This is a genomic window from Scytonema sp. PCC 10023, from assembly GCF_963920835.1.
In the GTDB taxonomy this organism is placed as follows: domain Bacteria; phylum Cyanobacteriota; class Cyanobacteriia; order Cyanobacteriales; family Nostocaceae; genus Kalymmatonema.
This window is the reverse complement of sequence record NZ_CAWUDP010000061.1, coordinates 39,860-54,325: the sequence shown is the minus strand read 5'-3', so window position 1 is coordinate 54,325 and position 14,466 is coordinate 39,860. Positions and strand designations below refer to the sequence as shown.

5 protein-coding genes are annotated in these 14,466 nt (G+C 44.0%); 4 read left to right on the top strand and 1 reads right to left on the bottom strand.

Going from position 1 to position 14,466, the window contains the following annotated elements; translation table 11 throughout:
* The 4 genes from cobA (at position 1) to ACM0OZ_RS30595 (ending at position 12,774) form a co-directional block, all read left to right on the top strand.
* Complete coding sequence (gene cobA / locus ACM0OZ_RS30610; RefSeq protein ID WP_414586605.1) at positions 1-1,626, top strand: uroporphyrinogen-III C-methyltransferase; 1,626 nt, start codon at positions 1-3, stop codon at positions 1,624-1,626.
* Between the two features lie 783 nt (positions 1,627-2,409).
* Positions 2,410-4,494: a caspase family protein gene (locus tag ACM0OZ_RS30605; protein WP_414586604.1), complete on the top strand. Its 2,085-nt coding sequence runs from the start codon at positions 2,410-2,412 to the stop codon at positions 4,492-4,494.
* Between the two features lie 66 nt (positions 4,495-4,560).
* Positions 4,561-10,833, top strand: a complete 6,273-nt coding sequence (locus ACM0OZ_RS30600; protein ID WP_414586603.1) for a CHAT domain-containing protein — start codon at positions 4,561-4,563, stop codon at positions 10,831-10,833.
* Positions 10,834-11,118: 285 nt separating this feature from the next.
* Positions 11,119-12,774 (top strand): alpha-keto acid decarboxylase family protein, encoded by a 1,656-nt coding sequence (locus tag ACM0OZ_RS30595; protein ID WP_414586602.1) that lies wholly within the window; start codon positions 11,119-11,121, stop codon positions 12,772-12,774.
* 306 nt (positions 12,775-13,080) lie between these two features.
* Here the strand turns inward: ACM0OZ_RS30595 and ACM0OZ_RS30590 are convergent, their stop codons facing one another.
* Positions 13,081-14,028 (bottom strand): DMT family transporter, encoded by a 948-nt coding sequence (locus ACM0OZ_RS30590; RefSeq protein WP_414586601.1) that lies wholly within the window; start codon positions 14,026-14,028, stop codon positions 13,081-13,083.
* Positions 14,029-14,466: the final 438 nt, after the last annotated feature.

The window sequence follows — 14,466 nt, the reverse complement described above, 5'->3', positions numbered from 1 at the left end:
ATGGCTGAACAATTGGGCAAAGTCTACCTCGTAGGTGCTGGACCTGGAGATATAGCATACCTGACGCTAAAGGCTGATAAACTTTTATCGAATGCTGAAGTTTTGGTTTACGATGCCTTAGTTGATGGCCAGTTGTTGCAATGCATACCGCCTGATTGTTTGAAGATCAATGTAGGAAAACGCGGTGGTCAACCTAGTACGCCTCAAGCTGAAATTAACAAGTTACTGGTAAAGTATTGTCAGCAGGGAAAACAAGTTGTTCGCCTGAAGTCTGGTGATCCATTTATTTTTGGTCGCAGCACTTCAGAAATTGAAGCGTTGAAAACTGCTGGTTGTTATTTTGAAGTTGTACCGGGAATTTCCTCCGCGTTAGCAGCGCCGTTGTTTGCAGGAATTCCTCTGACAGATCCAGTCATGAGTCGGTGTTTTGCTGTGTTTACTGCTCATGAGCCAGATGCTTTGGATTGGGAAGCGCTGTCACGGTTGGAGACATTAGTTATTTTAATGGGCGGACAGCATCTGGCTGAGATTTTATATCGGCTGCTGCGACAAGGGCGAACCCGATCAACACCCATCGCCATTATCCGATGGGCAGGAACTGGGCAACAAGAAATTTGGACAGGCACTTTAGACAATATACTTGAGCAAACATCTGGTGTGTCGTTGTCGCCAGTGGTTATTGTGATTGGGGAGGTTGTGGGATTACGCAGTTATCTACAACCTGAGAAAATATCATTAGCGGATTTCTCAGTAGATAACGCTTTGCACCCCAAAACTATGCCCACTACCCAACCCTCATCTACCCCATCTACCCAACTTCCCTTATCCAATAAAACAATTTTGGTGACACGCGCAGCTGGACAGTCAAGCCAATTTACGCAACTTCTGACTGCATCCGGCGCAACTGTCATTGAAATGCCAACGTTGGAAATTTGTCCGCCTTCGAGTTGGGAAGGTTTGGATAATGCGATCGCCAATTTATCCGACTTCCATTGGTTAATTCTCACTTCCACCAATGGCATAGATTACTTTTTTGAAAGATTGTTTGCACAGGGTAAAGATGCTCGCGCTTTGGCTGAGATCAAAATTGCTGTTGTCGGTGAGAAAACAGCCAAAAGTCTTAATCAACGCTGTCTGCAACCAGACTTTATTCCTCCCAACTTTGTCGCCGACTCCTTGGTGGAAAACTTTCCCGAAGAACTCACAGGTAAAAAGATTTTATTCCCCAGAGTCGAAAGCGGCGGACGCGAAGTTTTGGTGAAAGAATTAACCGTTAAGAAAGCAGAAGTTATAGAAGTGGCGGCTTATCAATCTTGCTGTCCCAAAAGTGTACCTCCTTCAGCAGAATTAGCCCTTCAAAGTGGAAATGTGGATATCATTACCTTTGCTAGTTCCAAAACTGTGCAATTTTTTTATCAACTAGCAGAAAAGATATATTCTGAAAATACTCAAGACAATCAATCATCTGGGGTAGCTGATGCCTTAAAAGAAGTTTGTATTGCTTCCATTGGTCCCCAAACTTCTAAAACTTGTCGTTCCTTACTCGGACGCGTGGATGTAGAAGCAGATGAATATACTTTAGATGGATTGACTGAAGCAGTGATAAAATGGGCGACGAATTCTTAATATTAAAAATTCTTGATAACCTTCAACGTCTATACTTTCACATTTTTGAATCTTCGGGTTATTGATAAGCTTTTATTATAGCCTTCGCTGCTGGTTCTGGTTGTACTGTCAGTTAGCGATCGCCTTCGGCACTGCGCTTCTAAAGTTTATTTATTAGGTTTGCTTATCATATCATTTTTCCAGAAAATCTGAAAAAATGTATTCAAAAATACAGTAAAGGAAACAGCATTCTGATATGCAGTCTGTTTTCCAAGGCGATTGCGCGGAGCGCACTGCCAAAGGCAATCGCCAAACTTTTCGGTCTACTGAAATTGTAGGTTGGGCAAACCCTACGGGTTACCCAACAAAGTCTTGATAATGTTGGGTTTTGTTCCTCAAACGCCACTCGCCTCAAGCCGGGGAACCCGTCGGTGGCGGTGGCTCCCCAACCTACGCAGCTTTATGTTTTAGTCGCGAACTGAACTGTATTGGTGCATAAGTTGGTTGTTGCGATCGCTATATATGAATAGGGAAAGTTTAGCTCTTACAGGCAATAATGACTAACCACGCAAACCCAACACAAAACTTTTACCGAAGAAAGGCAGAGGGCAGAGGGCAGAGGGCAGAAGGAAAGAAGGTAAGCTTTGATACAAAAATAAGTCCTCTGTTCTCTGCCATAAGGTTTAAAGCCCCTGAATTTATTTATGGAGAAAAATAAACGCGTAGCAACTTTATTAAATCCCCCGAATTCATTCGTGGGGACGCCTTCTGCCTTCTGCCTTCGTACTTCTGCCTTCTTAAGCGTTGCTAATAGGAATTGACAACTATCTGTCGAATCCAAAGTTCGCAAATCTTAAAGGTTGCGTGCGAGACATTACTCTCGTAGAGGATTATTTGCAAAATGTCCAACAACAAAATACGCCACATATTTACAAGCTATTGGCTCCTAATCCTGATGCATCTAATCACAATAATACCAACGAACCTTTGCCAACTTATGAGAATATCGTGAAGGCGTTTGACAAAATAACTCAAGAAGCGTCTTCTGGAAGTCAAGTCTACATACATTATTCCGGTCATGGAGCATTTGCAACAACCATTTACCCAGAAATCAAGCAAGACCATTTAGATGAGGCGATTGTACCAATGGATATTGGTGAATCGCAAGGTCGCTATCTACGTGATGTTGAGTTAGCAACCCTTATCAAAAGGATGACAGATAAAGGTTTAATCGTAACGATTGTTTTAGACAGTTGTCATTCAGGAGGTGCAACACGAGGAGACGACTTTGGCATTCGTGGACCGGAGGATGGATCTGTTGACGATACACCGCGCTCTCAAGATAGCTTAGTAGCACCCTATGAGCAATTGATTCAAAACTGGCGTTTGTTAACACAAGGAGCAAACACCAACAGGACTTTAGGGGAATGGCTCCCGCAATCAACAGAAAAAAATAGGGAGTATGTTTTATTGGCGGCTTGTCGTCCTAGCGAGTCTGCCCATGAATATAATGTTGATGGTAAGCAGAAGCACGGAGCGCTTACATACTGGATGATAGACACTCTTAAAAGTAGCGTTTCAGCTTTAACTTACAAATCACTTTACGATCGCGTTACTGCCAAAATTCAAAGCAGGTTTCCACAAAAGCAGATACCCATGTTAATAGGGGAAAGTAACCGTTCTGTTTTTGGCAGCGATCGCATACAACAACAGTATGCAGTCAATGTGCTTGAGATCGTTGAGCAAGATGCAGTACCCAAGCGAGTCCGGTTGAACGCGGGTTTGGTCAATGGTCTTGGCGTAGGTGCGCTGTTTGCGATTTATCCAGTTGGGGCTAGGGACTTCACAAACAAAGAAGACATTCTCGCTATTGTTGAAGTCAAGCAAGTTAATGCAGCTGATGCATGGGCTGAAGTGAGTGAGAACTTGGGTAGAGGAAAAATCGAAATGGGTGCTCAAGCAGTCATGCGATCGGCTCCTATTAATTTAGTTCGAGAAGTTCGTTTATTTAAAAAACAAGTAGGTCATAAAGACAATGAACTGCCTCCAGAACTAGTGGATAAGCAAGATAAAGCACTACAGGCGGTTGAGGAGGCGATAAAAGAAAGTGGTTGGCTGAAGTTAGTTTCTGATGACAACCAAACAGCTGACTACCAAGTTGCTATTAATAAACAAGGTGAGTATGAGATTTGTGTTGGAACGCCAATTCAAAACTTACGACCACCAATAGAAATAGGAGCTCCCGATGCTGCTCTTAAAGTAGTACAACGTCTAGTTCACCTTGCAAAGTATCAAGCGGTTCGGGAGTTGGACAACCCCTCTTCATATCTAACAAATGGGCTTGAAGTTGAATTACTCATGCAAGAAAACTGGCAACCAGGATTGCCCTTAAATCCGCAACCATTCCCCGATCCTAAAAAACTTAAAATAGTATCTGGAGGATATGCTTTATTACGAATTAAGAATGTATCGCCCTTAAATCTCAATATTGTCATACTAGATATAGAGCCAACATGGGCTATTTCTCAAATAGAAATCTTGGGAATAGGCCAGCAATTTTACCAGTTGCAGTCAGGTGAACAGCTAGAACTTCCGCTCCAATTAGTTGTTCCGGATCGGGATGGTTACGAGAGTGTAGAAGAAGTCCTCAAAGTTTTTGCAATGGTAGGGGCTGCTGACTTTGGCTGGTTAGAGTTACCTTCTCTTGATGAAGAAATCACAAGTAGAGCGGGATCTCGAAGAGGAGACAGCCCACTGGAACAACTTCTTGCTGCGATCGGATCTGATGTTGATAAGCCACCTACTAATAAGCGTGCTGCAAAAGTTGTTATCGATCCGAATCAAGAATGGACTACAAAACACGTCACAGTCAATTTAACAGCGCAGTAAGTTAAGAGGTTTGTAGTCCGCAAGCCTCTATCTAAGTATTTCAACAAGATAAAAGGGTCGTTACTCATGAATGAAGAAAAGACTAACGCTTATCTCAATCTTATCCGAACACTGGTAAGTTGTTCTAGTGATGAAGAAATCAACCAAATTTTGAATGACCATCACGAATTGGTTGATGCGGAATTGGTGCAGACGATGGCACAGGTAGGAAAACAATTGGCAGCAAGTGGTGACACGAACACTGCTGATTTTTTAATCTATATTGCTCGTCAACTAGCTGAAACATTGGAAATGTCATCATCAGCTTCCACTTTTCCTACACTCCCGACTCCCAACTCCCAACTTGACTTCCTCTTGCAGGTTTTGCAGGCGATCGCAAATAAGAACAACCAGCAGAGGGTTTACCTCACGCTGCAAGCAAATCTGGACAAACTGGATGATAATTTGGCTAAGATTTTGCAACAATGGGCAACTGCAACTCTGTCGAAAGTCGATCTGAATGAAGCAGCATTCCTTGCGGAAGTTATTAGCGAATTTGGTAACTTGATGTGGAATTTTCCACTAGGCAATAGACCGAGTAATTTGGAGATTGCCATTACTAGTCTTCAAACAGCACTGACAGTTTTAACTCGTGAGAAATTTCCAGAAAAATGGGCAGCTAATCAAAACATTTTAAGCTATCTTTATCTTTACCGTCTTAAAGGGGATCGAGTCGAAAATGTAGAAGCAGCCATTCACTCTTTATTAAACACATTAGAAGTATACACTCGTCAAGCCTTTCCCACAGAATGGGCAATTAGTCAGATGAATCTGGGTAGTGCTTATAGTGACCCTATACATGGAGAACGAGCCGAAAATTTGGAAGTAGCTATTTGCCATTACCAGTCTGCCTTGGAAGTATGTACTCGCCAAGTCTTACCAGAACTTTGGGCAATGAGTCAAACAAATTTGGGAGTTGCTTATCTTAAGCGCTTACATGGGGAACGAGCCGAGAATTTGGAAATGGCAATTCGCTGTTTTGAGTTGGGGTTAGAAGTACGTACTCGCCAAGCCTTTCCTATAGAATGGGCAAAGAACCAAACAAATTTGGGCACTGCTTATGGTCAGCGCATATGTGGGGAAAGAGCCGAGAATTTGGAAGTGGCGATTCGCTGTTTCGAGTCTTCCTTGGAAGTATATACTCGCCAAGCCTTCCCTATAGAATGGGCAACTATCCAAAATCGTTTGGGTAATGCTTATGTTGAGCGTATACGTGGGGAAAGAGCCGAGAATTTAGAAGTGGCGATTCGCTGTTTTGAGTTGGGGTTGGAAATATATACTCGCCAAGCCGCCCCCGAACAATGGGCTGATAGCCAATTGCGTCTGGGTTATGGTTATCTTCAGCGTGTACATGGTCAAAAAGCAGAAAATATCGAAGTGGCAATTCACTGTTTTGAGTCTTCTTTAGAAGTATATACTCGCCAAGCCTCTCCCGAACAATGGGCAACAAATCAAAATAACTTGGGTGTTGCTTATATTAAACGCATACGTGGAAACAGAACCAAAAATTTGGCAGCTGCCATTCGCTATTTGGAATTGGCGTTGGAAGTATACACTCGCCAAGTTTTCCCGGAACAATGGGCAGATTCTCAAATGAATCTAGGCATTGCTTATCGTGAGTATACACGTGGGGAACGAGCAGAGAATTTGGAAGTTGCTATTTGCTGTTTCAAGTCAGCATTGGAAATGTTTACATACCAAGCTTTCCCCAGACAATGGTCAACAACCCAACATAATCTAGGCGATGCTTATCTTGAGCGCATAAGTGGAGAAAAAGCCGAGAATTTAGAAGCGGCGATTCACTGTTACAAATCTTCCTTGAAGATACGCACTCGCCAAGACTTTCCCGAACAATGGGCAACTACTCAAACGAATCTGGGGAGTGCTTATTTTCAGCGCCTACGTGGGGAACGAGCCGAGAATTTGGAAGTGGCGATTCGCTGTTTTGAGTCGGCATTGGAAGTATATACTCGCGAAGGCTTGCCTCAAGAATGGGCAATGACCAGAATAAATCTGGGCGACGTTTATCTTGAGCGCATCGGTGGGGAAGCAGCCGAGAATTTAGAAGCGGCAATTCGCTGTTTTGAGTCAGCCTTGGAGATCATCTATCAAATCTCCCCTGAAAACTGGGCGACTACCCAAATGCATCTGGGATTTACTTACCATAAAAAGCGAATACGTGGGGAAACAGCCGAGAATTTGGAAGCGGCGATTCGCTGTTACGAGTCGGCATTGGAGGTATTTACTCGCCAAGCCTTCCCCGAACAATGGGCCGCTAACCACTTAGGTTTAGGCAATGTTTATCTTGATCGCATAAGTGGGGAAAGATTTGAAAATTTGGAGGTTGCCATTCGCCACTTCGAGTCAGCATTGGAGGTATTTACTCACCAAGCCTCCCCCACACTATGGGCAGAAACCCAAAATAACTTGGGTGTTGCTTATTTTGAGCGCATAGGTGGGGAAAGAGCCGAAAATTTGGAAATTGCTATTCGCTATTTCCAGTCAGCGTTAGCAGTACGTACTCGCCAAGCCTTCCCTACAGAATGGGCAAATATCCAAAATAATTTGGGCTATGCATATAAAGATCGCATACGTGGGGAAAAAGTTGAGAACTTGGAAGTGGCAATTCACTGTTGTGAGTCGGCGTTGGAGGTATACACTCGCCAAAGTTTCCCCAACGGCTGGGCAGATGCTCAAATTAATTTAGGCAATGCTTACCTTGAAAGCAAACGTGGGGAAGCAGCAGTTCGCTGTTACGAGTTGGCTTCAGAGATATTCACTCGCCAAGCCTTCCCCCAAAAATGGGCAGAAACACAAGGGAACTTGGGTAATGCTTATCTTAAGTGCCTAAGTGAGGAAACATCTGAGAATTTGGAAACGGCGATTCGCTATTACGAGTCGGCTTTAGAGGTATTGACTCGCCAAGCCTTCCCCCAAAAATGGGCAGATACGCAATCGAATCTCGGCAGTGCTTATCTTAAGCGTATTCTAGGGGAGAAGGCAGAAAATTTGGAAGCAGCTATCTGCTGTTTCGAGTCAGCATTGGAGATACATACTCGCCAAGCCTTCCCTCAAAGATGGGCACAGATCCAAACTAATCTGGGCTATGCATATAATTACCGCATTCTCGGGGAAAAGGCAGAAAATTTGGAAGTGCCGATTCGCTGTTTTCAGTCAGCCTTGGAGGTCATCACTCGTCAAGCCGACCCCGAACAATGGGCAGAAACTCAAATTAATTTGGGCGACGCATATCATTACCGCATTCTCGGGGAAAAGGCAGAAAATTTGGAACTGGCAATTCGCTGTTACAAGTCTGCTTTAGAGGTCATCACTCGTCAAGCCAACCCCGAACAATGGGCAGAAGCGCAATCTATTTTGGGTGAGGCGTATCGTATCCGCATCCGTGGGGAAAAGGCAGAAAATTTGGAAATGGCGATTCGCTGCTACGAGTCTGCCTTAGAGGTCATCACTCGCCAAGCCGACCCCGAACAATGGGCAAATATCCAAAATAATCTGGGCTATGCATATAACTACCGCATTCTAGGAGAGAGGGCAGAAAATTTGGCAGCGGCGATTCGCTGTTTCGAGTCTGCCTTAGAGGTATTTACTCGTCAAGCCGACCCCAAACAGTGGGCAAAGTTTCAAAGCAATTTGGGAACTAATTACATTATCCGGATTGGGGGGAACAGGGCAGAAAAGCTGGAAACGGCTATCCGCTGTCTCGAATCTGCCTTGGAGGTCATCACTCGCCAAGCCGACCCCGAACAATGGGCAGAAACTCAAATGAATCTGGGAACTGCCTACCTTTACCGAATTGAGGGGGAGAGGGCAGAAAATTTGGAAGCGGCTATGCGCTGTTACGAGTTGGCATTGGAGGTTCACATTCGCCAATCGTTCCCCGAACAATGGGCAAAGATCCAAATTAATCTGGGTGAGGTGTATCGTGACCGCATCCGTGGGGAGAGGGCAGAGAATTTAGAAGCGGCCATCCACTACTACGAATCTGCTTTGGAGGTATATACCAGTCAAGCCTTCCCCCAAGAATGGGGACTGCTGCAAAATAATTTGGGAGTTGCATACGTTTACCGCATCCGGGGGGAGAAAGCAGAGAATTTAGAAGCAGCAATCAAGCATTATAAAGCTGCATTGAAGGTACGCAGAACGCTTAAAGCTTTCCGCCAGGAACGAGCGGATACCCACAACAATTTAGGTGAAGTCTATCGTCAGCGCATCTATGGGAAGACGGCAAAAAATTTGGAAGCAGCAATCAAGCATTATCAGGCTGCATTGAAAATATACACCCGCCAAGTCTACCCGGAACAATGGGCAATGACTCAAAACAATTTGGGCGCTGCTTATGAGGCACGTATACAGGGGGAAAAAACAGAGAATTTGGAAGCAGCAATTAGGTATTTTCAAGCTGCTTTGGAGGTTCTCACCCGCCAAGCCTTTCCTCAGTACTGGGCACTTACTCAACATAATTTGGGCGGTGCTTATGTGAGACGTATAGACGGGGAAAAGACAGAGAATTTGGAAGTAGCAATTAGGCATTTTCAAGCTGCCTTGGAAATACGTACTCGCCAAGCTTTCCCCGAAGCTTATGTAGAAACTAAATCGGGTCTTGGTGTTACCTATTTGAATATCGAGCAGTTCCACAACGCCTACACTGCTTTTGCCGCCGCGATTGACACTGTTGAAAAATTCCTGCGTAGTGAGATCGCCTCTGGTTCTGGAATAGAAGAGGACAAGAAAAAACTCGCTGAAAAATGGAACCAACTCTATCAAAGCATGGTGGAAGTCTGCCTTAAGTTAGGCAAGCCCACCGAAGCGATTGAATACGTTGAGCGTAGCAAAGCCCGCAATTTAGTCGAACTACTGGCTAATAAAAATCTTTATCCCAAACGCGACCTCTATCCCAACCCTAAGGATTACCAGGAAATTTGCCGTATACTTGACTACCTACGGCAGGAAATCCCAGTAAAACAGCGGCAGATTGAGATTGCCAGAGGTCGGGAATTTGAAGAAGTAAATCGCAGTAGATTACAGAGTTTGCAACAACAGTTGAAGAACTTGCAACAACAACGGGATAATCTGCTTGAGGCAATCAACCAGGTCGATCCTGAGTTTAAGTTAACTCAACAAGTTGAAACCCTCCCCTTTAGGGATATGCAAGCCTTGCTTAATGAGGACACCGCCATCATTGAGTGGTATATCGTTAAAAACCAGATTTTGTGCTTCATTATCACTCATCACAGTCCGCATCCAAAAGTTTTGCAATCTACACCCGAGGAAGAGGAATGGGAAACTTTGACAAAGTTTGCTTTTTTTCAGTATCGCATCTCGTGGTCTGGTAACACACAAGAACAACTTGGTAAATTAGCCGAGATTTTTCATATTGATGAAATTCTGGCACAACTCCCACAAGGGTGCAACCAGTTGATTCTGATTCCCTATCTCTGGTTGCAGTTGTTACCCCTTCATGCCTTACCTTTGCCTAAAGAGGCAGACAAATGCCTTTTGGACAAATTTGAATGTGGCGTCCGTTATGCCCCGAGCTGTCAATTGCTACAACTTAACCAAAAGCGACAACAGTCTGATTTGAGAACGCTGTTTGCTGTGCAAGATCCGTCTTCTAACCTTAAATACGCTAACTTAGAAGTAGAAACCATCCAATCATTCTTTGATTCTACTCAAGTGTTAGTTCAACAGCAAGCTACCGAAACTGCTGTTAAGACCAATCAAAACTTACAATCATCCCACTGTCTGCACTTCTCCTGTCATGGGGAGTTCAACCCGATATCACCTTTAGAATCAGCCCTGTTATTAGCAAAAGAAGAAAGGTCATCAGAACATGGACGCCTCACTTTAGCAGAAATCTTTGGACTGAATTTGACTCATAGCCGCCTTGTCACTCTTTCCGCTTGTGAAACTGGCGTAGCTGACCCCACGAGCACCAGCGATGAATACATTAGTTTGCCCAGTGGCTTTCTGTACGCAGGTAGTTCTAGCGTTGTGAGTTCTCTTTGGACAGTTAACGATCTATCAACTGCAATTTTAATGATTAAGTTCTACGAAAATCTACACGAGGATTTGACTGTAGCTGTCGCTCTCAATCAAGCGCAACTTTGGTTGCGGGATGCTACAAAAAACCAACTGAAAAATTGGATTGAACAACATCATTTATCATTAACACTACGTAAAGCAATTCCAGTACTCGATCGGCAACCGCTACCAGTAAATAGTGACCAACCTTTTCACGACCCTTTCTACTGGGCTGCTTTTTGCGCGGTTGGTAATTGAAATGCTTTTACGTTCTTTCTCTGTTTTCTTTATACTTCACAACCCGCGCTTGACAACATAAACTATTTCCAGGTAGCCGACACGTTTAACTTAACAGCCGACGATGTCGAAAAGCTTGCACGGAACAGCTTTATCCCGGCTTTCATGGACGATGCGGTTAAAGCCGATTATTTGGAGCGGTTTACACGCAAAGTATCCCAACTACGAGCAGATCTGTTTAACCGATGACAGGCTACGAGTACCGCGCTGGTTGTTCTTATAAATGACGAACAAGGATCTAAAACAATGACAAACTGTACTGTTGGTGACTATCTCCTGCTTCGTCTCAAACAGATTGGTGCCAAGCATATCTTTGGTGTCGCAGGTGACTACAATATGGAATTTCTTGACTCTATTGTCAATCAGCCGGACATAGAGTTGGTTACAGCCTGCAACGAACTCAACGCAGCCTACGCTGCTGATGGCTATGGTCGAATTAATGGTATTGCAGCATTAGTCACCACGTTTGGTGTTGGTGAACTCAGCGCCATTAATGGGATTGCCGGCGCTTACGCTGAACACGTCCCTGTTGTAGCGATTACTGGATCTCCTGCCACTAAAAAACAATCATCTGGGGCGCTTGTCCACCATACTTTTGGCACTGGTGATTTTACCATGTTTGCCCGGATGTATGAGAAGGTAACGGAGGCGCAAGCATATTTGACACAAGAGAATGCAACAGCAGAAATCGACAGAGTTCTTGGTGTCTGCCTTCTCAAGAAGTTACCTGTTTACATCTCCCTACCTATGGACGTTGCATCACACGAAGTGGCTGCACCGTCAGATTCATTCATACCCCCTGTCTTTAAGAGCGATCCTGCCACTTTAGCTGAGGCTGTTGATGCGAGTGTGGCGATGTTGGAGAAGGCTGTTAAACCAATCATTCTCGCTGATGTGGGTGTGGATCGCCTTCGCCTACATGAGGAATTGCGATCGCTTCTAGAAGCCACTGGATACCCTTATGCCACCATGAACATGGGAAAGGGGCTTCTTGAAGAAACGCATCCCCAATTCATTGGTATATATAACGGTGCTGCTACTGAGGACTATGTGCGAAAACGTATCGAAGAAGCAGATTGTGTGTTGAGTATCGGTGCTTTGATGACTGATTTCAACACAGGAAAGTTTTCCGCTAAACTCGATCCAGGTCGAACGATTGAAGTGCATGGGCAGTATCTGAAAATTAAGCGTGCCCTGTACAACAATGTAGCGATGGGGGATTTTCTACCTGCTTTAAGCAAACACCTGAAGCACCGCGATGCCAAAACGCTGGACTTAAAGCCGAAGAGGGAGAATTTGGATGCTGGCTTCATGACTCCCGGACAACCCAACTCAACAGCAGCTATTACACAGCAGCGTTTTTGGTACAGACTGGCTCATTTCCTCAGAGAAAATGACATTGTCGTCGCCGAGACTGGAACGTGTTTGTTTGCAGCCGCAGTAGTTCCTTTGCCAAAAGGAACCACCTTCGTTGGACAAGTACTTTGGGGTTCTATTGGCTACTCAGTAGGCTCTTTGCTCGGGTGTGCTTGTGCAGCTCCCTCAAGACGGTCTATCCTACTCGTTGGTGACGGATCGTTCCAAATGACGGCACAAGAATTGTCAACGATATTACGCTACGACCTCAAGCCAATTATTTTTCTTATCAACAATGATGGATACACAATAGAGCGTGATATCCACGGTGAGAAGATGCCATACAATGACATCCAGCCGTGGAAATATCACAAGCTCCATGAAGTTTTTGCTAACAATGGCTGGGGCGTTAAAGTAGGCACCGAGTCAGAGTTAGAGTCAGCACTGCAACAAGCTGAACAATCTAGGGACAAACTTGCCTTCATTGAGGTGGTGATGGACAAAATGGACAGCCCAGAGGTTCTCTTAAAGATGTTGCATCAATAGAGAATGAAATGCCTAATCTGTAAGTCTACCCGCGCCTGAAATTGGTAGATAGTAGTTACGAATTTGTTTGAACTGCTCAACGGATGCATAAGAATAACTCATAAATAATCCTTGTTGTTATTTAAGATTATTTATGATATTAAGTTGCAGATCAAAACCTCACCCCTAACCCCTCTCCTTAGGAAGGAGAGGGGAAATAAAGCGCAGCTTTATTGGGGTGAGGTCATACGTATGATCGCAACTCGGTATGAGTTATAGATAACTATCGGGTCAGATGTGGGGCTGCTGCCGGAAGTAGCTCACCCATTACTGCTCAGCTCCTTTACCTGATTTTGCTAGGTATATGCCAGCTAAAACCACGAAAAAAGCTACCCAGTTGAGGATACTTAACCTTTCTCCAAAGATTTCCCAGGCAAAGATTGCAGTTATGACTGGCTCCAACAGCAAGAAAAGGGAAACAAATCCTGCAGAAAAATTTTTGAGGCTATAAGTTACAATTCCCTGACCTATCACTTGGCAAAGAACACCTAGACCGATGACTGCTAGCCATCCCAAACCAGAATTGGGGAAAAGTTTATTTTCGCTTAGCAAGACAATTGGGAGGGTCAACAAACAGCCGACAGCGCAATTACACAGGAGTATAGTTGTCACTGAAAACTTCTTTAGTAGCTGTTCGCTAATCAGAAAGCTTCCAGCATAGAACACAGCAGAAAGTAAAGCAACAGCATCACCGATGAAGTGTTCGGGAGACACTTGCAAATCTTCAACTCCAACGGCGATCGCTCCCCCCGATGCTAGTGCTAAGCCAATGAGAAATTTGCCATCAAAGTAATGACCCAAAAATAGGCAGTCTCCTATAGTGGCGAAAACTGGAGTCAGATTATGTAGTAAATTTGAGTTGGCAACGCTGGTTTGAGTCAGAGACCAAGCCCAAGAGAGTAAGCACAGCGCAGAAATACCACAAGATACCACAAAGAGGGCTAGATCGCGAATTGTCCATGGCTTTGGTTGCACTTCATAGTCGTGGGATTTTGTGTTGCGTGCCCTGTTGATCGCTTTCCACATCAAGAGTGTTAAACTCCCTATCCAAAGGCGATTAAAGATTGTGGCATTTGGACCAAGTTCGTTTTCGCTCAATTTGATAAAGATTGCAGCGAAGGATAAAATCAATACTGCTATAAATAATAGGGTTAAATTAATCAAATCAAGTGTTGGCTTTGTTTGTTGCTGTGGGAATTCTGCTTGATTGAGCATAATTAGAGTTAATGAAGTTGATGTTGTTTCGCTTAAAAGTTACCTTGGATCATTGATCTGAAGTTAAATCTACCACTGTGTCAATAAGTAATTTTACTTAATTTTTCTCTGCCACCCCGTGGAGAACTTACTATCTGGGAGAGTACTGAGCGTGAATATTACGTTTCACGCTCCCGGATATCGTTGTGCTTGACCGCAGGACTTAATTTGGCCTTGCCATACTTTTGACTCTGTTGTCTATTTTTTAACAAAAATTATATTTCTAAATCAGTTTAAAAGGAGATTATTTATACACTGTTAATCATATTTAAGATAGATGAAGGGTACTGGTAGCAGGAGTTACACAAAGCCTTAATAATTGCGTTGGCTTTGTTGCTGACGACACCAATTTATGGAAACTAACAACAGATAATACACTGAAGAGCGATCAAGTTGCAT

Excerpts from the sequence above, each read along its gene's own strand:
- ACM0OZ_RS30595 (WP_414586602.1), top strand. The coding sequence starts at position 11,119 with ATGACAAACTGTACTGTTGGTGACTATCTCCTGCTTCGTCTCAAACAG.
- ACM0OZ_RS30600 (WP_414586603.1), top strand. The coding sequence starts at position 4,561 with ATGAATGAAGAAAAGACTAACGCTTATCTCAATCTTATCCGAACACTG.
- cobA (WP_414586605.1), top strand. The coding sequence starts at position 1 with ATGGCTGAACAATTGGGCAAAGTCTACCTCGTAGGTGCTGGACCTGGA.
- ACM0OZ_RS30590 (WP_414586601.1), bottom strand. The coding sequence starts at position 14,028 with ATGCTCAATCAAGCAGAATTCCCACAGCAACAAACAAAGCCAACACTT.